The sequence below is a fragment of the Paenibacillus sp. BSR1-1 genome (assembly GCF_030403775.1).
Lineage (GTDB): Bacteria > Bacillota > Bacilli > Bacillales > Cytobacillaceae > Neobacillus.
Genome location: NZ_JAQMWQ010000027.1, coordinates 16,611 through 41,119, shown reverse-complemented (window position 1 = coordinate 41,119; position 24,509 = coordinate 16,611). Strand labels below are relative to the sequence as shown.

At 34.0% G+C, this 24,509-nt stretch carries 27 protein-coding genes and 2 pseudogenes; 6 read left to right on the top strand and 23 right to left on the bottom strand.

Annotated features, from left to right (window positions below; genetic code table 11):
* Positions 1 to 103 precede the first annotated feature (103 nt).
* Positions 104 to 871 (bottom strand): SDR family NAD(P)-dependent oxidoreductase, encoded by a 768-nt coding sequence (locus PH210_RS25430; RefSeq protein WP_289989164.1) that lies wholly within the window; start codon positions 869 to 871, stop codon positions 104 to 106.
* A 389-nt stretch (positions 872 to 1,260) separates the two neighbouring features.
* Here PH210_RS25430 and PH210_RS25425 point away from each other — a divergent pair, with 389 nt between their 5' ends.
* Positions 1,261 to 1,788 (top strand): YceI family protein, encoded by a 528-nt coding sequence (locus PH210_RS25425; RefSeq protein ID WP_289989163.1) that lies wholly within the window; start codon positions 1,261 to 1,263, stop codon positions 1,786 to 1,788.
* A gap of 245 nt (positions 1,789 to 2,033) precedes the next feature.
* On the opposite strand, the gene PH210_RS25420 is transcribed toward PH210_RS25425, so the two are convergent.
* The 11 genes from PH210_RS25420 to PH210_RS25370 all read right to left on the bottom strand — a co-directional run bounded on the left by PH210_RS25420 (position 2,034) and on the right by PH210_RS25370 (position 10,344).
* A complete protein-coding gene (locus PH210_RS25420) occupies positions 2,034 to 2,222 on the bottom strand; it encodes a hypothetical protein (RefSeq protein WP_289989162.1) in 189 nt (62 codons plus the stop codon).
* Positions 2,223 to 2,413: 191 nt separating this feature from the next.
* Positions 2,414 to 2,677, bottom strand: coding sequence for a CPCC family cysteine-rich protein (locus tag PH210_RS25415; protein ID WP_289989161.1), 264 nt, complete (start codon positions 2,675 to 2,677; stop codon positions 2,414 to 2,416).
* Positions 2,678 to 2,732: 55 nt separating this feature from the next.
* On the bottom strand, positions 2,733 to 3,140 hold the full coding sequence (locus PH210_RS25410) for a hypothetical protein (RefSeq protein WP_289989160.1): 408 nt from the start codon (positions 3,138 to 3,140) through the stop codon (positions 2,733 to 2,735).
* Positions 3,141 to 4,578: 1,438 nt separating this feature from the next.
* The gene (locus tag PH210_RS25405) at positions 4,579 to 5,037 is read right to left on the bottom strand and encodes a 2-thiouracil desulfurase family protein (RefSeq protein WP_289989159.1); all 459 of its coding nucleotides are present in this window, start codon (positions 5,035 to 5,037) and stop codon (positions 4,579 to 4,581) included.
* Between the two features lie 122 nt (positions 5,038 to 5,159).
* Positions 5,160 to 5,504, bottom strand: a complete 345-nt coding sequence (locus PH210_RS25400; protein WP_289989158.1) for a cupin domain-containing protein — start codon at positions 5,502 to 5,504, stop codon at positions 5,160 to 5,162.
* A gap of 133 nt (positions 5,505 to 5,637) precedes the next feature.
* Positions 5,638 to 5,931 (bottom strand): DUF6881 domain-containing protein, encoded by a 294-nt coding sequence (locus PH210_RS25395; RefSeq protein WP_289989157.1) that lies wholly within the window; start codon positions 5,929 to 5,931, stop codon positions 5,638 to 5,640.
* 202 nt (positions 5,932 to 6,133) lie between these two features.
* Entirely contained in the window at positions 6,134 to 6,478 is a 345-nt protein-coding gene (locus tag PH210_RS25390; RefSeq protein ID WP_289989156.1) for a PaaI family thioesterase, read from the bottom strand.
* A 201-nt stretch (positions 6,479 to 6,679) separates the two neighbouring features.
* Positions 6,680 to 7,228 carry a hypothetical protein gene (locus PH210_RS25385; protein WP_289989155.1) on the bottom strand — a complete coding sequence of 183 codons (549 nt, stop codon included), beginning with the start codon at positions 7,226 to 7,228 and terminating at the stop codon, positions 6,680 to 6,682.
* 246 nt (positions 7,229 to 7,474) lie between these two features.
* Entirely contained in the window at positions 7,475 to 8,515 is a 1,041-nt protein-coding gene (locus tag PH210_RS25380; protein WP_289989154.1) for an NADH:flavin oxidoreductase/NADH oxidase, read from the bottom strand.
* Positions 8,516 to 9,103: 588 nt separating this feature from the next.
* Positions 9,104 to 9,271: a hypothetical protein gene (locus tag PH210_RS25375; protein WP_289989153.1), complete on the bottom strand. Its 168-nt coding sequence runs from the start codon at positions 9,269 to 9,271 to the stop codon at positions 9,104 to 9,106.
* Between the two features lie 632 nt (positions 9,272 to 9,903).
* Positions 9,904 to 10,344, bottom strand: coding sequence for a hypothetical protein (locus tag PH210_RS25370; protein ID WP_289989152.1), 441 nt, complete (start codon positions 10,342 to 10,344; stop codon positions 9,904 to 9,906).
* Positions 10,345 to 10,627: 283 nt separating this feature from the next.
* Between PH210_RS25370 and PH210_RS25365 the strand changes: the two genes are divergently transcribed.
* Both PH210_RS25365 and PH210_RS25360 read left to right on the top strand, forming a co-directional pair.
* Positions 10,628 to 11,077, top strand: coding sequence for a peptide deformylase (locus tag PH210_RS25365; RefSeq protein ID WP_168243875.1), 450 nt, complete (start codon positions 10,628 to 10,630; stop codon positions 11,075 to 11,077).
* Between the two features lie 412 nt (positions 11,078 to 11,489).
* Positions 11,490 to 11,885, top strand: coding sequence for a CotD family spore coat protein (locus PH210_RS25360; RefSeq protein ID WP_289989151.1), 396 nt, complete (start codon positions 11,490 to 11,492; stop codon positions 11,883 to 11,885).
* Between the two features lie 243 nt (positions 11,886 to 12,128).
* Here the strand turns inward: PH210_RS25360 and PH210_RS25355 are convergent, their stop codons facing one another.
* The 5 genes and pseudogenes from PH210_RS25355 to PH210_RS25335 form a co-directional block, all read right to left on the bottom strand.
* Positions 12,129 to 12,449, bottom strand: coding sequence for a hypothetical protein (locus tag PH210_RS25355; RefSeq protein ID WP_289989150.1), 321 nt, complete (start codon positions 12,447 to 12,449; stop codon positions 12,129 to 12,131).
* 149 nt (positions 12,450 to 12,598) lie between these two features.
* The gene (locus PH210_RS25350; RefSeq protein WP_289989149.1) at positions 12,599 to 13,399 is read right to left on the bottom strand and encodes a polysaccharide deacetylase family protein; all 801 of its coding nucleotides are present in this window, start codon (positions 13,397 to 13,399) and stop codon (positions 12,599 to 12,601) included.
* Between the two features lie 290 nt (positions 13,400 to 13,689).
* Positions 13,690 to 14,037 (bottom strand): annotated as a pseudogene (locus PH210_RS25345) (NADPH-dependent FMN reductase family protein); the annotation flags it as partial.
* A gap of 232 nt (positions 14,038 to 14,269) precedes the next feature.
* Complete coding sequence (locus tag PH210_RS25340) at positions 14,270 to 15,376, bottom strand: AbrB family transcriptional regulator (protein WP_289989148.1); 1,107 nt, start codon at positions 15,374 to 15,376, stop codon at positions 14,270 to 14,272.
* 784 nt (positions 15,377 to 16,160) lie between these two features.
* A pseudogene (locus PH210_RS25335) lies at positions 16,161 to 16,286 on the bottom strand (proline dehydrogenase family protein); the annotation flags it as partial.
* Positions 16,287 to 16,902: 616 nt separating this feature from the next.
* Here PH210_RS25335 and PH210_RS25330 point away from each other — a divergent pair.
* Positions 16,903 to 17,907 carry an NADP-dependent oxidoreductase gene (locus tag PH210_RS25330; protein ID WP_289989147.1) on the top strand — a complete coding sequence of 335 codons (1,005 nt, stop codon included), beginning with the start codon at positions 16,903 to 16,905 and terminating at the stop codon, positions 17,905 to 17,907.
* 286 nt (positions 17,908 to 18,193) lie between these two features.
* On the opposite strand, the gene PH210_RS25325 is transcribed toward PH210_RS25330, so the two are convergent.
* A complete protein-coding gene (locus tag PH210_RS25325) occupies positions 18,194 to 18,412 on the bottom strand; it encodes a hypothetical protein (RefSeq protein ID WP_289989146.1) in 219 nt (72 codons plus the stop codon).
* 367 nt (positions 18,413 to 18,779) lie between these two features.
* Entirely contained in the window at positions 18,780 to 18,980 is a 201-nt protein-coding gene (locus tag PH210_RS25320) for a cold-shock protein (protein ID WP_028401851.1), read from the bottom strand.
* 333 nt (positions 18,981 to 19,313) lie between these two features.
* Between PH210_RS25320 and PH210_RS25315 the strand changes: the two genes are divergently transcribed.
* Positions 19,314 to 19,526 (top strand): hypothetical protein, encoded by a 213-nt coding sequence (locus PH210_RS25315; RefSeq protein WP_289989145.1) that lies wholly within the window; start codon positions 19,314 to 19,316, stop codon positions 19,524 to 19,526.
* 236 nt (positions 19,527 to 19,762) lie between these two features.
* Here the strand turns inward: PH210_RS25315 and PH210_RS25310 are convergent, their stop codons facing one another.
* Positions 19,763 to 20,209, bottom strand: a complete 447-nt coding sequence (locus PH210_RS25310; RefSeq protein WP_289989144.1) for a DNA mismatch repair protein — start codon at positions 20,207 to 20,209, stop codon at positions 19,763 to 19,765.
* A gap of 979 nt (positions 20,210 to 21,188) precedes the next feature.
* On the opposite strand from PH210_RS25310, the gene PH210_RS29940 reads away from it, so the two are divergent.
* The gene (locus tag PH210_RS29940; RefSeq protein ID WP_483312145.1) at positions 21,189 to 21,389 is read left to right on the top strand and encodes a YkvA family protein; all 201 of its coding nucleotides are present in this window, start codon (positions 21,189 to 21,191) and stop codon (positions 21,387 to 21,389) included.
* Between the two features lie 360 nt (positions 21,390 to 21,749).
* On the opposite strand, the gene PH210_RS25300 is transcribed toward PH210_RS29940, so the two are convergent.
* The 3 genes from PH210_RS25300 to PH210_RS25290 form a co-directional block, all read right to left on the bottom strand.
* Entirely contained in the window at positions 21,750 to 22,559 is an 810-nt protein-coding gene (locus tag PH210_RS25300; protein WP_289989143.1) for a class I SAM-dependent methyltransferase, read from the bottom strand.
* A gap of 329 nt (positions 22,560 to 22,888) precedes the next feature.
* Positions 22,889 to 23,314, bottom strand: coding sequence for a MaoC family dehydratase (locus PH210_RS25295; protein ID WP_027323056.1), 426 nt, complete (start codon positions 23,312 to 23,314; stop codon positions 22,889 to 22,891).
* A gap of 323 nt (positions 23,315 to 23,637) precedes the next feature.
* The gene (locus PH210_RS25290; RefSeq protein WP_289989142.1) at positions 23,638 to 24,147 is read right to left on the bottom strand and encodes a hypothetical protein; all 510 of its coding nucleotides are present in this window, start codon (positions 24,145 to 24,147) and stop codon (positions 23,638 to 23,640) included.
* Positions 24,148 to 24,509: the final 362 nt, after the last annotated feature.

Sequence of the window (24,509 nt, the reverse complement as noted above, 5' to 3'; positions counted from 1 at the left end):
CTTTTAATCGTTTGTTGAACAAATAAAAGAAAGGTTCTCCTAATGGAAGAACCTCTTTTTGATAGGATATTACATTTTGAAAAAAGCTAATATATCAACCTTATTAGCTTCTCATTCTTACTGCATATGGATAAATTGGATCCTTTAATTGAAATTCATAAGTAAGACCATCTACAATTCCAACTACTTTTTCGCTATCGTAAAGATCAAGCATAAATCCAGCCATTTCTTTGGCTGTATGGTATTTAGGAAGAAGCCCTTCAAACTTAACATTTTCTTCTAAATTATACGATACTTTTGCAAATTCAGTTTCCGTTGCAGCAGGAGCTAATACTTTTGCTTGCATGCTTGCACCTTTTTCTTTTAATTCATGTGCAAGCCCTTCAGTAAATGCACTTACATAGAATTTAGAAGCACAGTATGTGATGGCATCTCCAATAATCGTATAACCTCCACCTGATGAAACGTTAATTAATTGTGTTCCTTCAACCGTTGAATAGTCACGCACATAAAGAGAAGTTAAAATAGTTAAAGCCTCAATATTTAAATTAAGCATTGTCTCAATTTTAGTTAAATTTTGATCTCCAACTGATGCAAAATTACCAAATCCTGCGTTATTAATCCACGTTTCAATTTCATATCCCTTTAAATCTTCATATAATGTATAAGCATTTTTCGTATTTGATAAATCAACTGTTTTAATAACGACATCTAATTCTGCATTTACTTTCACGATCTCTGATTTTAGTTTTTCAAGCTCCTTAGTTCTACGTGCCACAATGACTAAATTTTTACCGCGAGCAGCAAAAGCAAGAGCTGTTTCATAACCAATACCAGAACTTGCACCTGTAATAACTGTATATTTTTTCATTTTATTGCCTCCTACTATTTTGTTATATAACAAAAATTGATTGTTACCTTTTACGGATTTATTATAGTGATTAGAGTAAACACTAAGTCAAACCTATTTTTACACTTGATTAGCATTGGTTAAAAATGGAGGATTTTATGTATACAATTGGCGAAGTGGCACAACTAGCAGGAGTTAGCACACATACATTCGTTACTATGAAAAAACTGGCTTACCTTTTTTAATAAAGAACGTCCCTCATTTTCGTTCTCTAAACTACGAATTCATTCAATGAGAATATTACTACTTCTAATTAATTAATGCACACCAAAATGGGTTATGATATTCTTGTAATTATTACCATGTTTTAATTATTTTTATCCATTCTCAGATGAAATTAGAGGAATAAAATGACAAAAGCAAATTGGAACGTTAACCCTGCCAATAGTAATGTTAATTTTTCAGTAAACAAAATGATAGTTTCTTCGGTTTACGGAGCATTTCGTAAATTTAATGCTTCAATTGAGGCTGACCCAGTTGATTTAACAACAGCAAATATTCATTTCAATATAGATGTGTCTAGTATTAAAACTCATAATACTATTCTAGATGCTCACCTTAGGTCGAATTTATTTGATTATGAGCAATTTCCTACAATCACATTTATATCAAAAAATATTGTGAAAAAGGATACAGATGAGTATGACATTTATGGTTTATTAACTGTTCGAGGACTTTCACGTTATGAAACTTTCAATATTTCTATTAATAGATCTGGAAAGAATTCTTGTGAAAATGAAAAGGTGATATTTAGTAGTAAGGGACAAATTCATAGAAACGATTACGGTTTATCTTTAACTTCAACAATAAATCCATTTGGTTTTCTAATAGGAGATAAAATCTCCATTTTCATCCAAGTTGAAGCCTTAAAAGAATAATAAATAAACCCCATTATAAAATACAAAAGGCGAGACAATAGACCTCGCCTATTTTTAATCCGAAGAATAGCTGACAAAACCAGGAAAGAAACGCAAGCTGTGTGCAATAACAAAAGCTGCCAGAATGACAGTTTAATCTGCAACTCTTGCACCCTTCTGTTTAAGTGTATTTCTTCACAATCCACTTATTAAATTAAAAAGGGACACTTATTATTTCCATTTATTTTTGTAACTAATATTTGTCTTTAAATAACTTTTTTTAAAAAGTATTTATTAATAGCAAAGATAACGTAGCCAACTAAAGAACCTAAAAATATTGAAAATAAAATAACTTTTGTAATTACAATGCCACTAATCGAATCCTTCTGCTGAGATAAAAAGAAAAGAACAAAGACTATTATGGGTAGAATTTCCCACAAGATATTTCTTTTCAACATATTACCCTCCTATGAGAAAAGGTATTTTAAAAGGTAATTAACAATACCATATTATACCATAACCACAATCACTCTTATATACCTAACCTGCTACCGTTAAAACAAAAAAGACCGCCGCAGCGATACATCTTGAACTCTTGCACCCTTTAGTTCAACAAGAAATATATTGCAGTTATCAAAATATATCCTTATAGAGGTTTCCAATTTGGGTCTTTAATGTCTTCTTGATTTAGCTTTCTAACGAACTTAATGCTGCCTTCATTACAAGCACCAAATTTATTAAAATTTTGCTGTGCTTGTCTTAATGAAATAACATTTGCTCCTCCTTCGAAATCAGGGTCTCGAAATTGAACATCATCATCTTCCCAAAAGCAAATATTGCAAATATCATATGTACCAGGTGGTTCCAGATCTAAAGTTTTATACCCACAGCAAGGACAAGTATATTTCATTTAATCTCTCCTTTGCACAAGACATTGCAACCCGTTAGAAAAATAACATTTCAGTTCATACCTGAAAATGGGTCACAGACGTTCCCTTTAACTCCTTAATGGTAGATTCAATTTCCTTCCTTAAATCGATATTCAAATTTATATTCGTTAATGAAGCTTTGGCTTTATCAAAACTTTTTTGTAGGCCCAATAAAGCGATTAAGGACAATAAATTATCAATTAATTTATAATTGTCAATGTCCCAATTGCAAATTACCCAATTATCAATAAGTTGCTTTAGACCATCTTCTACATATTCAAATGTATTACTTTGTCGTTCCGCTAGTTCTTTTAAGGCTTCAGATATGCTTAAAGGACTTGCAGCATAATTTAATTCAATATAATTAAATAATTCGCAGAAATGAGATTTTATTTCTTTAACCGACAAATAATCAGGCAATTTCCTATAGAAACTTAAATCCACAAAAGCACCTCATTTCAACAATATTCGGTACTTTATTCTATGCCAAAGGCACGTATTCCTTCTTCAAGTAACCTGCTTACGTAAGTACAACAAGAAAAAAGGATCGCCGCAGCAACCCTTTTTAAACTAAAGAACCCGTTAGCTGAATAATATTAATTTCATCACTCCTTAATTGTTAGTTCATATATTTTACACATAAAATCCTTGTTGCACTAACCTGCCCCTTTAGCCCAAGAAGAAAAGATGCCCAATAAAAAAAGGGAATATCATCTTTAAATGCCTCCTATTCCCCTTAACTTATAACAGTTTTGAGGACCTCATTTCGTTTTCCAAAACTGCTAAACGAATAAGTTTCAACTTTATTTCCTTGCTAAGTGAAAGCCATTCTGGTTTATAAATTCTCATTTTATAGTCCCCCAATTGATTAATATTTGTCTAAAAAGTGTACTGTTCACTTATTATCCAAAGTAACATATTTAAATTCTCAGTTATTTTGTTTTTTCCCGCTTATTTTAATTTCCTAACATAGATTTCATTTGCATTTTATTCAATTATTCTACATATTTTTCTTATCTTGAATCAATTGGATAGAGATCGGAGATCACGCTCGACCTCTTATTGTATTGTTAGTGGAACAACAGAAAAAGGCTTTACTTCTTATGAAGTAAAGCCTCGTTTGCAAAAAAAACGAGATCTCTGCAGCTACCTAATCTTAAACATTAGCACCAGTTAGTTGAACAACTCCATGGCTAATTTAAACTGTTCATAATTTCCTTTGGATTAGAGATACGGTTCTCAATAAAAATAGTTCCCTATCCTTAAACAATTTCATATAAGCTTCTTCAATCATATTTGAATTCAGATAGGTAACTAGGCATACATCCAATCCAAGCTTTGACCCTAAGAATAAACTTGGTTATAAGTCTAATTTCAATAAGGAGAGAACTTCGAATTATAATATATATACGACAAATGCCATCTGCCCTGAGTCCCGGGGGTCTTCAACATTGTTTGTATCGTTTTACGTACTTGTGGCTTAGAAACGGAGACAATTTTTGGTTTTATTTGACGACTGTCGGGGAATCAAGAGTTTATGGATATAGGTTTTTCGGTGGAAGATGGAATAATTATTCGGTTGCTTTAAGAGATATTGTTAACTTCCATTGTTCTCCTCCGACTCCAACTCCATATTAAAACACTGAGCTGACCTTCCTAATGGTATCGTTCAGTCTTACTTTAATAATGTGGTCACCAGATATCAGCCACCTGCGTGTTCCCTTCCATTGTATTGAACGTTAATCATTTCGGTTAGCGTTGTTTATACTGAGATTAGACTACAATCCAAAACGAACATAAGTTTAATCCTGAGGCTTCGTTAAACTTCTCCTTTAGTGAAAAAGCGTACCTGTTTCATACAGCAACGCTATTGTTATTTGAACTAAAGGAAGGTTTCAGCAAATTGTTCTTCCGAAATGACTTTTAATCCATTTCTTTTTAGTAAAGCGGAAGTAACTCCCATTCCCGCAATTTTTTTACCAATAAATTCGCCGTTATAAATCATTGAACTGCCGCAGGATGGACTATTCTCCTTAAGAACCACTATAGTGGCATTTATTTCTTTAGCTTTTTCGAGTGTAGCATAGGCTCCTTTTAGGTAAAGTTGAGTAACATCTTTACCTAATTTATCAACTACTTTAGCCTTTACATCAAGCACATCTTCACCGTTTCCACCTACTATTTCAGCAGGTTCTCTGGGTGTTGGAAATCCACCAAGTAATTCTGGACATATTGTAATAGCTTTATTATCTTCTACTAGTTTACTTATATTTTTATTTAAACTATGCGTACCATTATATCTCACCTCTAACCCAGCTAAGCAAGAACTCACCAATATCATTTATTAACCCCCATCAATATATATCCTACTTATTAATTTTAGTCGAATAAAAAAAGGATCGCAGCAGTCCCAATCTTTTACTCTTGCACCCGTTAAATTTCAACTTAATTGATGAATAACTATCAACTGTTGCTTCCATTTATATCATTCCTTACCTTTTCAAAACATATATTAACTGTCCGTTCGTTTGAACGAGTCCGATGCATTGTATTAGCAGGTACAGTAAATATTTCACCTGGTTTCAATGAGACTGTTTCATCATTTTCTAAGTCTATGAAAAGTTCCCCTTCCAATACATAAAATAATTCATCACAATCCTCGTGTTTATGCCAGTGAAATTCTCCATTAATCACCGCTATTCTAAGAGCGTGGTCATTTATTTCACTTACAATAAAATTTATGTAATCACTTTGGTCTTTTATTAATTCATTAAGGTTAAAAACCTCTAATTGTCCTTTTTTCTGCATCTTCATTCTCCTTCAAATCTAATCATCTTAAATTGACTTAATTCGACAGAGGAACGAAAATACCTTTTCCTTACTAAACTATCCTGCTTCATTACTTAAAGAAGAAAAAAGCTACAAACCTTGGAGAAAAGTATTAAAGGCGAGGCAACACTTTATCATTCCAGAACACTTTATCATTCCAGAACTTTTCAAACTCCTCTTTAGTAATTTCTTTAGGTGAAAATTCTGACTCTGATGCAATCTCATCAAATGGTACAATTCCTAACCCTGCATTCAACACTTCAACATGGTTAAACGCAAAACCAACTTGACCATCTTTGTATATTTCAATTTTCCTTGTTTCAAATCGGTTTTCATCTAATTCAGAAATTATGATAAGGGCTTCATCAATAAAGTCATGTATCCATTCAACATAAATATACTCCACAACCAACAATCCCTTCGGTTGCACTTTCCTCTTATTTTATCATTTCTTATTTAACTAACCTGCCCCGTTAGTACAACAAAAAAGGGATCGCAGCAACCCTACCTATTTAACACTTGCACCCGTTAGCAGAAAAAGCCCCTGTCCTGCTCGTTTTAATGTTTATCCTCGAAACGATAAAAGCCCTCTTGGGATTCTTGTGGGCTTACTTTAGGTTTGTGCGAAATAGGATTGCTTTAGATTTAGCTACAATTTCTTGTTTATCGTTATAAATCGAACACTCCGTATGAATTAAAGTTTTGCCCTGTTTTTCAATTTTGGCATTTGCCATCAAGTATGTACCAGTAGCGGGTTTCAAAAAAGAAACATTTAAATCAACGGTTACAGCTTGTTGTATACCATCTTCATTTGCTGGTAACAAGTTTGATACGGCTACATCAGCCAATGAAGAAATGATACCACCATGTATAACCCCTGTACTATTAATGAATAGGTCCTGAACTGGCAATATAATTTGCAAATTATTATCATCAAGCTTTTTGTATTTCAAACCTAAATTCGTCAAATGGCTGTTTTATAAACATCTCATACACCTCTTATATATTTAATTTAACGCTGCATTACATATTTTTTTAAGTTCTTAAACAATCTTGCTCCGTTAGTACAATAACTTCCACATAAAAAGCGTCAATCCCTTCTTGGATCAACGCACCCGATACTTTATTAAGGAATATTTATTTTCGCCAAAACATCAGGGCTTAATAAAATCAATTACAAATCCATCGGATATTTTACAAATACTTTTCCAATTATATTGGCTAAGTTCAGATATGATTTTTTGATAAGTTTTCAGAATTACATCTACCTGATTGGAATTTTCATTATTATAATCCGCTGCAATGGCACCGAACTCATAATGCAGTTCTTTTGGCTTTACAAATTCTGTTTCCAACTCTATTTCATCATTGTCAGTTGAAATAATAACCACAGGTGGGAAAGGGAAGTCATACGATTCCACCTTTATAGAAATCGCTTCTACTTCATTTTTTATCTTCATTTGTTTTATTAGTCTCGTAACTATATTCACGGTTTTTTCAACTATTTCCTTATCAATATAAATTTCATCATTATGAAGATTTTTTTCAAATTCTGCAATAAACTCTTTATTATTTAATTTTTTAAATATTTCACTAGCATTATCTAATTCGCTTACTAATTTTTTTCTTTCATCATTCGATACAGTTTGATTACTATTCAACGCTTTTTTTAATGCATTAGCTACTTTACTGAAGTTTGTCATATATCAAAACTCCTTCATAACAATTTTTTTAACTCAATGTTCTACAACAATTATTGAAATTCCTTTTTTCACTATCCTGCCCCGTTAGTACAACACACAAAAGGACCGCCGCAGCGATCCCAATTGGGACAAATAAAGAAGGCTATAGCACGATACAAAGCTATAGCCTTCTTATTATATTAATTATAACTCACATATATAATGAACTAAGTCCTTATGATAGAGTTGACCACACAATACAAAACTCTATCTTCTTATATGATAACCTCGTTCATATTGTTTCGGTACATTTAACTGCTTGCTACGTAGTTCAATAGCTGCATGGGTTGACCAATATGGATCCACTAGCATTCCACGGGCAATTGCCACCAAGTCTGCATCTCCATTCCCAATCACTGCCTCCGCTACAGCAGGTTTCTCGAGCATTCCTACTGCAATTACCGGAATGCCGACTTCCTCACGAATCTTACGGGCAAAAGGAACCTGGTAGCCTGGGTAATTTCCTGGCTTTCTTTCACCTGGAATTGCTTCACCACCGCTACTAACATGAAGAATATCAGCACCTGCTTCTTTATAGGCTTTACTTAGCATAATTGCATGATCTAAATCATAGCCTCCATCAGCGTATTCTACTGCTGTGATACGGACAGATAAGGGCATGTCAGATGGTATTTCTTTTTTAACAGCTTGGATAACCTCTCTTCCAAAAAGGGAAAGATCCTCGCCGTATTTATCCTCACGTTTATTCGTAAGCGGTGATTGGAACTGATGAATCAAATACCCGTGAGCGGCATGAATTTCAATCATGTCTACACCCGCTTTAACTGCCCTTCCTGCTGTATCAGCAAACAACTGAACCATTTCCTTTACTTCCTCATTGGATAAAGCACGTGGAGTTTTATAGCCCTCATCAGGGAATTTTATAGCCGAGGGGGCAACTGGATTAGCAGCATCCTCGGCTTTTCGTCCAGCATGGGCAATCTGTATGCCTATTTTTGTACCATAGGCATGTACCTGGTCAATAATTCTTGAAAAGGCTGGAATTTGGTCATCTGACCATAAACCCAGGTCATAGTCCGTAATTCTTCCTTCAGGATCTATATCAGTCATTTCCATGATGATTAGACCAGTCCCTCCGATGGCTCTGCTGATGTAATGAACATAATGCCACTCGTTAGGCTTCCCGTCCTTTTCAGTAACCGAGTATTGGCACATCGGAGCCATAACAGCCCGGTTCTTTAGTTTTAAAGATTTCAGTTCAAAAGGTGAAAATAATTTATTACTCATTCCTTTTCATCTCCAAATAATTTTTTAATTTCTGGATCAGCTTTTTTTGTTCCTTTTTTCCTTACAAATCATATAAAAACATCCGTGTGAATTATGAAAAAATAATCAAATATTCTCTATGTCCTTTTTTAACTATTTTTCACTTATTAAGGTACACTTATTCTGACATTAGCCTTGTTAAGCTAAACTGCTCCGTTAGCACAACAAGAAAAAAGACCGCCGCAGCGATTAAATATTTAACTATTGCACCCGTTAATTTAAGTGCAATGGTTCACAATCTTTTTATTCCGGAATAAGGCAACCCGTTTTAATAACAGCTGGATTATTTTATCCTCTTAAATTCTCTATAAAAAAGATTCTTCTAAAGCTGAAATTAAAATAGACTAGACTTTGTGTTTTTTAATTTAATTTTAAACTCTTCCAGTACCTTTTTTCTTTCCTGATAACTTTCATCATCGCCTTCCTCCCATAGTGCAAGATCTGCACCTTTTTCAATTAACTGGATCGCCTTTTTTTAACCGAAGTTGTCAAAACCCTATGTCTCATTTGAAGACCTGCAAGAGAAATGAACAGAATTGATTCATCTGCCTATTTCTCTTCTTCATCATCGTAATCAGAAAACTCTTCCTGCCACGATTTTAGAATTATTTTTGTAGCTTTTCTAGGACTTACCCCTTCATCCATTAGTTCATTCCATTCATCTTGAATATCGCAAGATAAATCATCTTCCCATAAGCTAGAACCCCAAGCTCCCATCCTTTTTCCTCCTCCATTTATAATTATTTACAGTTGTATGCTGTCTTTTTTAACCAAGTAATGGTGGATGACCCTCTAAACTAGCAATCACTCTAAACCTTATATTTGCACTTTTATCAATAGCTAATTCCTTTAATACTCCGGAGGCTTCATCGTAATAATGAGATAATTTAACCAATCTGCTTCAAGCAACTTCCCATACGTACCTGTCGATTGTTTTTACACATTTTATAAATGGCTCTAGTGTTTTTATAGTAAGTTTTTCTTTCTCAATTATTTCTATAAAGGAATCAATTATTTAGTAAAGAATTTCTCGTTTTTCGGGTTCTACTACCATAGCATTTACGTGCTTTACTTCGGATTCTCTTGAAAAAGACAATTCATTTAAATTCTTTCTATTAGTTGATTTTGTTTGTTTTGCATTTTAAACTTCATAGTAGGGTTCCTCCTTCAGGATTTGAGTTAGAGTGGTGTCTATACTCATATCTTACTGAGGAGCCCTATTTTTTTCAAAGTCGAAAAATAACGATCAACAGGAATGCTAAACTTCCCCGTTAATGCAATAAAAAAGAGATCGCCGCAGCCATCCCAATCTTCAACTCTTGCACCCATTACTTGAATAAGGGGCATAGTTAATCCCAATGATTAAAGATTACATCTCCAATTCTTTCTGGTTTCCAATATGCTAATTGCTTCAATTCCGCACTGTTTAATTCATTTTGTTCGGTTAATAGCGGTTCGTTCAGTTCCTTAGTTCCCAAAACATAATAAAATGAACTAAATTGTTTATATAATTGGGGTTCATTAATAAAATTAACTTCTCCAAAATTTACATCCGACGCAAAAGCTAAAAACGGATAATGTGCATTCATCAGAATATGAAGATGTTTGTTAAAAACATTAACTTTTACATCAAAAAAATTAGTTTCCTCTTGAGGTGCTTTAAATTCTAAAACCTTTCCTCCATTATTTATAATGATGTTAAAACAAAATTGTTTAAATTGTTTTTCATCAATTTTTGGAGGTTCATTTAGCTTTTCATAAAAACCAGTTACACCCATAGGAAGTTTCATTCAATATCACCATCAATCAGTTGTAATTAATTATAAATTCGAGTTCCTTCTTCAACTATCCTGCCTCTATAGTTCAATAAAAAAGAAGGCTGCGCAGCAACCCTTTGTTCCACTAAAGAATTACTATAAACCATTAAAAACGTGTATTGATTTATAAATCGATACACGTTTTTTTATAATGTTTATTGTCAATTTGATTTCCTATTATTTTTTTCTTCCGTTCGAATACATTTTATAAAGGACTTTTTTTTGAAAATATTTATTTCAGACGAAAGGTGATGATATGTTTTCCATTCTTACATTTCCAAACCCAATTTTGTTTCAAAAAGCAATGGATGTTGAACACATTTATAGTGTAACTCCACTTTTGAATGAAATGAAAACGTTCGTGGAAAATTCGCCACATGTATTAGGAATTTCATTACCGCAAGTCGGCGTATCAAAACGGGCTTTTGTTGCTCGATTTACAACAGGAACAGAAATTTTAATCAATCCAAGTTTTGATATACTTGATCCAACACCCAACTCATTACCATCTGGCGAAGGATGTATCTCTCTCCCAGGGATTATAGGGATTGTTCAGCGCTACCTCATGATAAGGATTTCCTATTTATCAATCTTTGGTGAAAGGATATTCCGTGAGATGGGAGGTATGGATTCGATTATATTCCAGCATGAATTTGATCATTTGGAAGGAATTCTTTTTACAAGCAAAACTTTGCAGGCATTTTAAAAAGGCAACGGATTTTGGGGCTGTTGACAAAAATAATAGGATTTTCTAAAACCTGAATAGAATTTTTTCTATACAGGTTTTTTATTAGGGGAAATTTTTATGATGGGTCGTAAAGATGATTATCAAAGTAAACTTGAATTTAATGATTTAATTATGTTTCTTCTTCAAATCATATTCTTCGTCAAATTAATTAAAAAATAGATTTCTACCACGGTAGTGGAACAAGAAAAAAGGCTTCCGCAGCAACCTGGTCATATTCAACTCTAGCACCCTTTAGTTTAAGTACAACGTTTCACAATATCTTTGTAGAGTGCATCATTCTAATTGTAAAATAGGTGTTCAACTAGTCCACAAAATATGAATTTGAATAGACTATTGATATACCAAGACAAATTCATATGGAGGTCATTTAATGATGTCAAGAAATAGAAATGTTCCACCAAATATGTTTCCAAATGCCATGCCAAACGCCTTGCCTAATCTGATTGCTCCTATACAACAAATGCCATCCCAATTCTGCCCACCACAACCATGTCCGCCAATATACTGTCCGCCACAAGTATTTCCTACACAGTATGATCCAGGACTAATTGACCCTGCACAACAATATGTAAAAACAAATTTATTTAATAAGGTTGTCAAGCATATCCATCCTTCTCATACGACAACAGTTAACAAGCTGCATATTAATCATCAACACTATTTTCCACACACAGAGTCCTATGTAAACGAATGCTGTGAAACACATACTATGTGCGGTGTTCCAGTCAACCCTTGTTGTCCTCCGTTGGGACCATTTGGTTTTTAGCTTCTTATTAACCACATTTTTGGGGTTTATTTTTTATCATTTTCTGGACATTTGTATAAACTAAAATCGTTCCTAGATACAAAATCTCCATGGTACCCAATGGGTACCTTTTTTAAATAAAAATAAATCTCTTCTTAAAGTATCCTGCCCCATTAGCACAATAAGAAAAAGCTGCCGCAATGACAGCCCTGCTCTTCAACTCATGCACCCGATACTTTAAGTGTAATATTTCACAATCTAAATTTAGTTATTATTTTCATTTAAAGTTATCTCCGCTACCATTTTAAGTAAACTATCACCATCTGCTACCTTTTTTAATGCTTCTTTTGATAGTTCAGGTTCGAGGGAATAAACGTTGCTTGCTACTGCAAATTTGACATAATCATTTTCGTGATTGAGGTACATACTCAATTTTTTCAATTGATTTCTTTTACTTATTTTTCCAAATATTTTTTCTGCTTTTGTATCAAGTTTATTATTAATTTTATCATTAGCATCTTCAAATGCTTTCCCTTGTTCTATAAATAAAGAAACATATTCTTCTATAAGTTCATCGTTTTTCATATCATACCGCCCTAAGTAACTATACCTTTTTTTCTGTAACTACAAGTTCCTTATTTTGAATCTCAGTTGTCTCTATAAAGGTATTCCACTAAAGCACCCTTTACTTGAATAAGAACTATTACACAAAAACGATGCGAAAAAATGTATTTTTAAAACATTAAATTAATGTGAGAAGTTTTTCCTTTCTTTGAAGGATAGATTCCAAAAGACTCTGGAAATATTTGCGTTGAACGGTATAGCAATTCAGTTACCGTTACACATTTATACCCGTTCTTGTCTAAAAACTCCAAAATGTTTTCTAATGCTTTTGTTGTAGAACAGGTTTGAGTATATTCACTACCATGCCAATCATGAAATATAATGATATTACCTGGTTTTACTCCTTTTGTTATATTATTGTATATTTGATTTGGTGGAGGATCTGCCCAATCACGAGAATCTTGACCCCATGTCCATAATACGACCTCTTTGCCATTTTTTATAGCGGTATTAATAATTACATTATTATAAAAACCCGCTACTGGACGATAGAGAGACGGTTTTAAACCTGTGAATTTCTTAATAATTTTATCTGTTTCATCCAATTCAGAGGATAGTTTTGCAGAGGTTATATTCCCGTAAATATGATGGAATGTATGATTGGCAATTTCATGTCCTTCTTTAACTTCTCTTTTTAAAAGATCTGAATATCTGACTACTTTATTGCCAGCTACAAAAAATGTAGCTTTTGCATCATGTTTTGCTAATATATTAAGTATTTGAGGTGTGAAAACAGGATGAGGTCCATCATCAAAAGTAAGGGCAACTAACTTTTCTTTTGTGTTTACTTCCCAAATAACACGCCCAGTTTTTTCATATACTGCTCGACTGTTAACGGATGCATCCGAATTTAATTGAAAGGAGAAAAAAGAAATCAATAAAAGCACTGTAATGAACAAAATTTTTTCCATTGGATAAGCCCCTCCTTTAGGATGAACTTATTTTTTCAAATTTTTATTAAAAATATTTATCGAAAACAGATTATGAAATGTTGTAGGATCTAGTTTCACTGTTTGTAACTATTGTGTTTATTAAAGTAAACTGCCCCGTTGGTACATTAAAAAAGGAGACCGCCGCAGCGATCTGGTATCTGTAACTCAAGCATCCCGTTACTTTAAGTACATTTCTTCACAATCTGCTTGGAGAAACATTTTATCTACAAAAAAACTAATCGGAAAAACTTCCGATTAGTTTTTCTTACTTATTGATTTGCCTTTTTTACCCATTCTGCAACTGTTACAGTACGTTTTACTTGATGTTTTACAGTAGCTTGAACATCTTCAATCATTTTTCCATCGTGCCCAACAGTAACACTTGTTCCATATGGATTACCTCCAGCTCCAAAAGTAACTGGATCAGTATATCCAGGAGCGGCAACAATTGCACCCCAGTGATACATGGTCGTATAAAGAGATAAAATGGTTGCTTCCTGCCCACCATGAGCGTTTTGTGCAGAAGTCATGGCACTTACCACTTTATTTGCAAGCTTGCCTTGGAACCATAGACCGCCAGTAGTATCGAGGAACTGTTTCATTTGTGAAGGCATATTAAATTCCCCGCTAATAAAAACACTTTACCACAATTACACATAATTCTACGTCAATAAACTGCTCGTTAGTTGTGGTATGACCCCAATGTTTATAAAATTAATATCATAGAGCTTGCTATGGCAAGCCAACTGACAAATGGAAATCATATAATAGTGTTTAAGGAAGCTAACCCCTAATGAATATATTTTTATTTAGGGGTGTAAGTCAATAACCCCTGTGAGTTTCTTATTTTCACAATTGAATCGGTTCACGGTTATTTAAGAACCGGTATATTGGTGGTAACAAGAGTAGAATAGTGATTAACCGTAATGATTGAACAGCTACAACAAAAGTTGAATCCGCACGAAGAGCAAGAGCTGCGGTTGCCATCTCAGCCACTCCTCCAGGAGCGAAGGCTAGAATACAGGTTACTAGTGGAATTCGTGTCGTGATAGAGATTAGATAGGAGCACAGAAGCATGGTGATCACTAGAAAAATGGAGCTTAGTAATCCTACGATAACGATTTTACCTAAACCTTTGAACATATTCTTATTTACCCGTGAACCAATACTGCTTCCGATCAAAACCTGAGCAAGGATTATCAGTTCATGAGGCCAGAAAGTTGCGATGGCATGTCTAAATAAGACAGGGAATATCAATTGAACAATTGCCGCGCCTACCATACTTCCCATAAGCCAAGGGGCCGGCATCTTGATTATTTTGCTGAGATACGCTCCAGCCAGTGCCCCGAGCATGATAATTCCGGTAAAAAACAATGACTGGAGGGAAAAGGATCCTTGATGGCCCCCTAAATCGATTGCTACTGTTCTAGTTGTAAGGGTTCCTGCGACAAAAGGGATAACCCCGACAACCAGTAAAATACGCAGTGTTTGAATAATACTTACGACAAAGGCATTTGCGCCTACCTCTTCTGCAATTGTCGGCATCGCAGAAATACCGCCAGGAGTGGTGCCAAAAAGGCTGGTCATCATATTTATGTTACTAAAGCGCCATAATAAGATCCCCGAAAGAAAGGCAACCGCAATTGAAGAAATCACCATTAATATAATAATGAAAAAATAGTCTTCAAAGGTATCCATAATGGAAACGCTAAAGCTTCGTCCTAACTCAATTCCTAATATTGCTTGTCCAATTTGCCGCCAATAAGGGTGGATGCCATTTTTCTTTATTTGAGTTTGAATACATTTAGTAGGTAAGGAGGACAAAAGTGTAGCAAATATTAAGCTTCCCATCATCCAGGCAATCGGAATCCCTGAAATCGAAAGAATAAGTCCGCCAATCATGCTAAAAAGAATATAAAAGGTATTTTGGGGAAAGGTGTAATATGTGATTCTCATCCATTTTCTACTTCCTTTTTGAGTGAATTCGTCAATTAGTTAATGTGCCCAAAACGCGATAGACTTAATCAAAAAATAAAAAAAAGCCAGTCTCCTTTAGCGGTGTTTCCCTCAATTCTTTGCAATCCGATTTTTCCAAAAATGGATACTAACGTTTTGAAACCGCGGACAAATTTGCAAAACGTCAGTTGACTCTTTAAATTTCTCATACAAAATAGCTCTCCTAAATATTTTAAACGGTAGATGAAAATAGAAGATGGAAATAGAAGATGGAAATAGAAATAATATTTCTTCACAATTTAAGATTTTTGTTGGAAAGGTCATAATCCTACTTAAAGTCATGCCTCAAAAGGGAATATTATGGTCTTTGTAAATGGCTCCTTTTTCGTTCCCCATTTTTTTGCCAAAAAATAATTGAAACAATTACAACAACAAAAATCCCGAATGCAAAAATATACATACTATATTTGGATAGGTACTCGTGAACAATTTTCCATTGTGGACCAAGAAAATTTCCTAGCGTAATAAAAGTAATACACCATAATGCCGCACCTGTAAAAGCAAATAAAGAGAATCTTTTGATTGATATCCATTTATGCCAGCAAGATAGGCAGTAATATGACGCACGCCAGGAATAAAGTATCCAATAATAAGCAAATACAGTCCTAACTTAGAATATAATTTTTTTATTTTAACTATTCTAGGTTCCGTTATATGGATTTTTGGACCGAACTTGCATAAAAGGCAGACCTAATTTCATTCCTAAAAAGTAACTAAGGGAGATTCCTGTTACAAATCTTTTAGCAGCACTTTGAAATAACGGATAAAGTTCAGAAGATTGCTGAATATACTCCTTTATTTCTATATTGCGAGCAACGGATTTTAAAGCATCTGCAAATTGTTTTTCAATGGATAGAAGTTCCGATCATATCCTTCGTTTCATTTGAATTTCCATAGCAATTATAATACAAATAAAATTCAAATAAATTGACAATTAGCACAATAAGAAAAGCTGCCAAAATGACAGCTTTATCTTCAACTCTTGCACCCGATAGTTTAAGTACAATTCTTAACAATCTTACAAACCACAAAAATATTCGTAGCTAAATTTCAGACATTCCTAAAAATATATAAACCGAATCCTAGTTTCTCTTCCCCATTTTTAAGTACATTTCTCTCCAACTTCTAATTCTATCTAACATTTCAGGACAATCAGGGTCTTCAGGTGGTTATATCAATAGAAGAAACGCTCACCTTTAGTTAATGTTTTTTTGATTATCCTATTTAATATTAGTCAAGTAATAATGAGATAGAACAGAAAAGGTAAATCAAGTCCTTCCATTATGAAACTCCCATTCTTATATCCTTACAAGGAAAATTCACCAAAAAAAGAGGATTACTACAAAGTTCAGTATGAACCCGGTAAAAAAACAAAAACTAAAGACACGAGCAATTCTTTTTGATTCATCAAGTGATTAATATATAGTAAATATGATTCAAATTTAGGGAAAAAGGAGTCTCATACTGTGCCAAAACAAATACTATTAAAAAATAGACCAACAGGGATGCCAACACATGAGAATTTTGAAATAAGAGAAACTGAAATTCGCCAACCAGGACAAGGTGAATTACTAATCCGTACCGTTTATATTTCAGTTGACCCTTATTTGCGGGGGCGTATGAACGATACGAAGTCTTACATTCCACCCTTCCAATTAAATGAGGTTATTTCAAGTGGTGTAATTGGCCAGGTTGAAGAGTCTCAATCAGACCTATTTAAAAAGGGCGATCTTGTTTTAGGTTCTTTAGGATGGGAAGAATATTCCATTGCAAAAGAAACAACCGTTCGTAAAATAGATTCAACCATTGCACCTGCTTCTTCATATTTAAGTGTGCTCGGAATGACGGGACTTACAGCATATTTTGGTTTAATAGACATTGGTAAACCAAAGACGGGCGAAACGGTTGTTGTATCTGGTGCTGCCGGAGCAGTAGGATCAATAGTCGGTCAAATTGCCAAGCTTAAAGGCTGCCGAGTGGTAGGAATTGCCGGTTCAACCGATAAGGTCAAGTACTTGGTGGAAGAACTCGGGTTTGATGCAGCAATTAATTATAAAACTCAAGATGTTGGTGAGACCCTTAAAGAAGTGTGCCCGAATGGAATTGATGTTTACTTTGAGAACGTCGGGGGAAAAGTGACAGACGCAGTCTATCCTTTATTAAATAACTTTGCTCGAATTCCGGTATGTGGTGCCATTTCCTCCTATAATAACGAAACTGAGGATATCGGACCACGCGTTCAGTCCTATCTAATTAAAACGAGCTCATTAATGCAAGGCTTTACGGTTGGCAATTATTCATCACGCTTTGGTGAAGGTATCCAAGTATTGGCGGGTTGGCTTAAAGACGGCAAATTAAAGTATGAAGAAACCATTACTGAAGGATTTGACAATACAATTGAAGCTTTTCTAAGTCTTTTCAAAGGAGCCAACCTTGGAAAAGCAATTGTAACAGTCTCAGAAATTCAGTAATGAACTAACAAAAAAACAAACAGAGTAATACCAAACGTTCCGTTTTGAGGTGCATATCGATAAATTGACAAACAAAATGACACTTTATCTTTATACTAAGGTTAGTTAGTTCAACGATAATAAAAGGGCCACACATTTTATATATGTCTAAAATGTGTGGCCCTGTTTCATTTGGGTTGCTTTTTATTTTATTGAATTAAACTCCACGTTCAATAAGAAAAACGGGATCGCCGTAGCCACCCCGTTATTGAACATAAGCACCCGTTATCTGAATAATAACTTTTGTTTAATTTTCCTGTTGCTTTTTCTTATACATCTCTTTAAGTACATCTGGTTCAGGGATGTTATTTAATATCTTTATTAGTTCATCTACACATTTTTCACATGTAAAGTCGCCTTTTCCACTTTTCGCTATTTCTAAATAAGCAGCGGTCATCATTACAATGCTTTTAGCATCTAACTCATCTAAAGCAATGATTTTTTCTCTTGTTTTATCTAAATCCAACCTAAAATTTTCTCCCTAAATTTTGATTGAATGTATTGTATATTCGCTTTGAGAAAAAATATTCCTTCTTAAAGTAACCTGCCTCTTTAGTTGAAGAAAAAAAGCGATTACCTTTATTCAGCAATCTCACCCGATAGTTGAATTACACTAATAAAGATTGACAATTTTAGCCACATCTACAAAAGCACATTTAAATGTTTATTGAAATGTAATTAGGAGAATTCTTATTTATGTGATACACTTTGTTTACCATTTGATTTACTGTTTACATGTTCCCTACTCATTCGTGAGTGGGGTTCCTTGCTTTTAAAAACAAACAAATAAAAAACAGACTCTGTAAAGAGCCTGCTTTAGTTTGGTTTTATTATTAAGCTTTACGCACGTTAGCTGCTTGAGCTCCACGTTGACCTTGCTCAACATCGAAAGTCACAGCTTGACCTTCTTCTAAAGATTTGAAACCTTCGCCTTGAATAGCTGAGAAATGAACGAATACGTCTTCTCCACCTTCACGTTCGATGAATCCGAAGCCTTTTTCGCTGTTAAACCATTTCACTTTACCATTTTCCATTTTTGTTGCCTCCTAGTGTGTAAAAACACACATTGTGTTACTATCCTTGCTCTCAGTGATCATCAAGACGAAAAGTTTTACTAATACTATCCTTTACACCGAACAAAAATAATTCTTATATAGATTAACATTTTTCACAAGTATTTGCAATAAGGCATAAAAGAGACCATTTTTGCCATTTATGAATATACACATCTGGTTTTGCATTCTTTTGTTGTTCTTATTCAAGTAAAGCACCTGTTGGCAGATTAAGAAAACTCGAGAAAATTATTACGAAATTCAAAGGATAAAACATCCTTTATGTCGAAAATAATAGATAAAGGGGATGACCCAATGAATAAAGTTGGTTTATTAAAAAATCTTCGCGATGCCAGTCGAGGTAATTTTTTTTCAACAGAGATTCCTAAGGCTACAAAAGAAGATGAAAAAAAGATTGAAGACTGGGTTGGAGAATTAGAAAGTGAAGGAAAAATCAAGTTAAGAGAATGTGTAAAGCGAGAATACTCAGTTTATTTACATGGAATAATTAAGTATGCATCCGAATAATCAGGTACCTTTTTATTCGGGTGAAACACAACAGGAGATCCGAGTTCTTCAACATATTAACTCTGTTAACGAGTAAGAAAAAGTCTGTCACAATAGCCTTTCATCCTAATATGATGACTTGTAAATTATAACAAAAATTTAAATCGGTTTTCAGTCTTTTTAAATTTTTGTGTCTTCATTTTTCCTTTTGGATCGGCTCTTAAAAAATTGTAGAGCGATTACAAGCAGCAGATTATTTATAGTTTTTCCGTAACAAAATCGTGTTCTAAACGTCTCTCTAATTTTTCTAAGTTACCCCCATCTTCTACAAAAGTTTTGAATTTATCAGCCATTAACTTTCCTGAGTTTTTATTAATGTGTTTAACTTTGAGTAATGTATTCACCTTCACTATATCAGGAGTCACATCTCCACGGTGTAATTTACCTGGAATTTTTGTCCACAATTTTTCCCAATCATCTAATAACCCAATCTCTTTAAAATAAAGTTTTTGTAAGCCGCATAGCCACGCAATACAAGAGGTGTTACGTTTTTGACAACCTTCCTTATCCTTTAAGAATTCACACCCATGACAACAAGAATTTCCACTTCTAATACAGACGCTGCAAATTTCATTAGCCCCTATTTCTTCAAACACTTTTAACCCGTACTGGATAAGATGCTCTTTTTCCATTTCAATACTCATTATTTTCTCCTACTTTACTGCTTAATAAAGGGATTTAGTATTTAGTATTTGTAAACATCCACTTTATATTAGTTTTGTACCAAATTCAACAATCCGACCCTCTAATAACCTAATTTAAAGCGGTTGATTCTGCAGTTTTTATAGTTGCTTACACCGGAAATCTTGTTCCACTACCTGCCCCGTTAGTACAACAAGAAAAAGGACCGCCGCAGCAATCACCTTCTCTAATTCTAGCACCCGTTAGCCATCCATGAATCGAAAAAATCATCTCTTCACCACAAAGAATGAAAGTAGGGTTTTTGTGGTCATACTGATATTGCGACATGAGGTTTAATTTTAGGCTCAGCTTTTTTTAAAATTAAAATTGCTGGGTCTACTTTGGCATTGTCTTTTTTAGATTTTCACTGTTTTGTACTTTCATGGTAGTTAATAAGAAGCTTCAATTTATTTAGTTAATTTCTTTCTTATATAGAATTAGATTAATAGGTCTAACTATGAGGAAAAGGATTAAAAAAAATATTGCACCTATACCACTGAAATAAGTGAAAAGGCGAATTCCTCTAGTAAATTTATTTAACGGTTCAGGCAGGAAGTAGCCCAAAAATAACTTGTGCCAAATATATCAATTAAGGATGGAAGAACCTTTAAACAATGATCTTTTACGCCCTTTCTTTCGAAATATTTCAATGAAAGATCAACTAATCTATATATTAAATATAGATAGATAAACCCTATAGCTGAACTACCAATGAAATATATCACTAGTTTTTTCCTCCCTGTTAACTATAAAAAATAATTCCACCCACATTTTTACCATAAAATCCCTTATTTGCTTCGGATTTTTTTTACTGTCAAATGATGTTTTCTAGGCTATCCTAATTCCACTGAATACTTCCATACTTGAATAAACACTGTCCCAAAAATTGTTTCAACTCTCTCCTATTTTACTTTATAATCATTACTAACAAGGGGGAGTTAGATGGAACAAGAAAATACAATTACAAAATTAAAAAACTACGCAAGAAAACTAAAACAAAATTTATTCGTTCTTTATTTATCATACAAAGATAATAGAGTACCTTGGTACGCTAAATTGGTTGCTATCTGTGTAGTAGCTTATGCTTTTAGTCCTATCGATTTGATCCCTGACTTCATTCCTGTATTGGGTTTATCTAGATGATCTAATTATTGTTCCACTGGGCATTTCACTGGCACTAAAATTAATACCACCTTACATTATTGAAGAAAACAGAGAAAAGGCTGAAGATATTAGGAATAATGGTAAACCAAAAAACTGGTTTGTTGCTGTACTATTCATTCTGATTTGGATTTTACTTGCGTTTGGGTTGGTAAATTATTATACCGTATATTTTATTGAAAATAGTTATTAAATAACCTTTGGGAAATGCTTCTTTTCATTTCCTTTCTTCATCAAACCTGCATCCGTTAGCGGAACAAGAAAAGCGATTGCTCTTATTGAACAATCGCCCTCGTTAGTTAATTAACAACATAGTATAATGTGTTTATTTTGAGTGAGGCTTTAACAGATCCTTACTCCTTCAACTGCTAACATATACATCGTTAAAGATTCAGCATCACGCATCATCCATTCTCGATAATCGTTTTCAGCACTCACATAATCCTGTTCACAAATAAAACCGTCTCTCGCCATTTGAACTCCTCTGCTTGAAGCAGTATCAGCCCATATCCCAATGCGAGTTGGAAAATCAGGGTCCCTTCTGTTTGTTACCTCATGAATGGGGGTTATAGTAATATCTTCTATACCAACTTTTCGAAACAGTCCAGGAAGGTTATCTGCAATTGTATTATCCATACCTGCTTCTGCACGCCATTTCAAATAGGCAGCGTAAAAGTAGAGCATACTTGAAGGTGGCAGGGGATTCCATGAAATCTTATCATGGTTATAATCCGCAATTAAAATGCGACCTCCAATTTTTGCAGCAGATGTCATCTTTATCAATCCTTTTAATGGGTCGGATAACCATATTAAAACCCGTGAACAGGTAACAATGTCAAACTGTTGTTCATAAGGAAGATTATAAATGTCGCCTGTTTCAAATGATAATCCTGGTATTTCGCCATATGATTGACGTGCTTTTTCAATTAAGGCTGGATTACTGTCAATTCCCACTACACGTCCATTTGGACCCACAGCTTCTGCTATGCCTCTAGTAATTGCCCCTGTACCACATCCAACATCAAGAATTGCCATGCCTTCCGTAATAATTTCTGCGAGTCTTTGGTGTGAGTTTGTTAATGTTCTGGAATCTAATACATTTGTTAACTTTCCAGATAATTCAGCACGATTTCGAGCCATTTTTGTATCCAACCATAATTCCCCTTCCCTGTATTTATTGCAATTTTCAATAAATTAATCTTACCATTTAAGATTTTATTGTTCTAATAAATAATAACCACTCTTTTAATTCCATAATGGAATTAATAAGGTACTTAATTAAAATTTAATTCCGTTGTTGTTGCACTAAACTGCTTCGTTAGCACAACAAGAAAAAAGACCGCCGCAGCGATCACTTTCTTTAACTCTTGCACCCGTTAGTGGAATAAGACCCTTTCCAAAAATGTAATTACGAAAATACTCAACCCATAAGCCGTAATTGACTTGTGTAGATTATTTCACTTATTTTCAATTACAACACATCATCGCTTAATCAATCCCGACAGGTCTACTTCTAATACTTTATCTTCTTTATCGTTGTAAGTAGATAACAATACAGTAATGATTCCCGATTCATTCTTCGTCTCTTTCTTATCGATAACCTCGGCGATGGTATACAATTCATCACCAGGATACACCGGTTTTATAAATTTCAAATTATTCATCCCTGTTCCAGCGATGATATCATCACCATAGATACCTTGTTCAATCCAAAGCCTTACTGAAATGCTTAATGTATGTAGTCCGGAAGCGATGATTCCATCAAATCTCCCCTGCTTTGCTTTTTCCTCATCTAAATGCATGTATTGAGGATCAAATTCTCCTGCAAATCTCATAATATCCGCTTTTGTCATTTTGAAGGACTTAGTTTCAAACACCTGTCCAACTGTAAACTCATCAAACTTCATAATTACACCTCTTATTTAGAAACTTTTGCACTTGTTTATATTAAGGTAGCATCAAATGCACATCAAGTTAAAAAAATACTCAAAATCCTCTAAAATCAATAGAAAAGAATACTTTTTGGGGATATATATAATTCATCTTTGCAATTGTAAATACCTTATTTAACTATCCTGTTTCGTAAGTTCAATAAGAAAACAAGACGCTGCTGCAGCAACCTCTTGTTTAACTCTTGCACCCGATAGTTTAAGTGAAAACATTCACAAATAAAAAAACGCAATCGGCACATCTTCCGATAGATGTAATCTTTATACTTTTGTGTGAAGGGTTAAACTTTCAAAGTTTTTTCATGTTGGTAGATAATGTGATAAAAAATAATCCAAATTGAGTGAACCAAAAGGTATATCATAAACGAAATCCCAATCCAGTAGCCATTATTATAGTGAAAAAGACCTGCTACCCCCCCCAGCCATTCGAAAAGTGATGAAGCCAACGACCAGAATAAAATGTATATTGGAATAAAATTTGTTTTGATTTTAATGAAATCATAAATGTAAAAAAACAAATAACTGAATGGACCGTACATTAATAAAGAGGGAACATCTGTAAGGTCAAAATCGGATGTATTACCAGTATCATATAAACTCTTTGGGGTTGTGCCTATGTAATGGTCGGCTAATGTTCCGAAGGTTAAACCACATAAAAAAAATAGAATCGCAATTTTTCTTGGGAAACGCGACGGAAGTTTAATCATAAAGAAGAGTCCAATGCACAATCCAATAATACCAAACCATTCATTAGCATTGAATCGATTATCGTAAACGATTGTAGCTATCATGTATGCTCCTCTTTCTGGTATAATCAAACCTTTTGTACCACTTCAACAACCCCCATGTAATTAAGATTAAACACAAATATGCTATTCCAATTGAGGTCCTTACGTACAAAATTTGATACTTGATAATTTTAAAATGGTCGAGTGTCCAATCATATGTGGTGAGCCCTATCCAAATGGCAATGGATAAGGTCCAATTTGTTTTTCTTTCTTCTGAAGGCTGTAAAGCATTAAAAATCATCAGGATTAGAAGTGGAGACGTAACCAAACGATATATCGTGACTGCCCACAAGTTTACACCGAGCATTGGAAAGGTAATAATGTTAAAATTCAACTCAAAAATTGTAAACGAAGTTGAGGTAAGG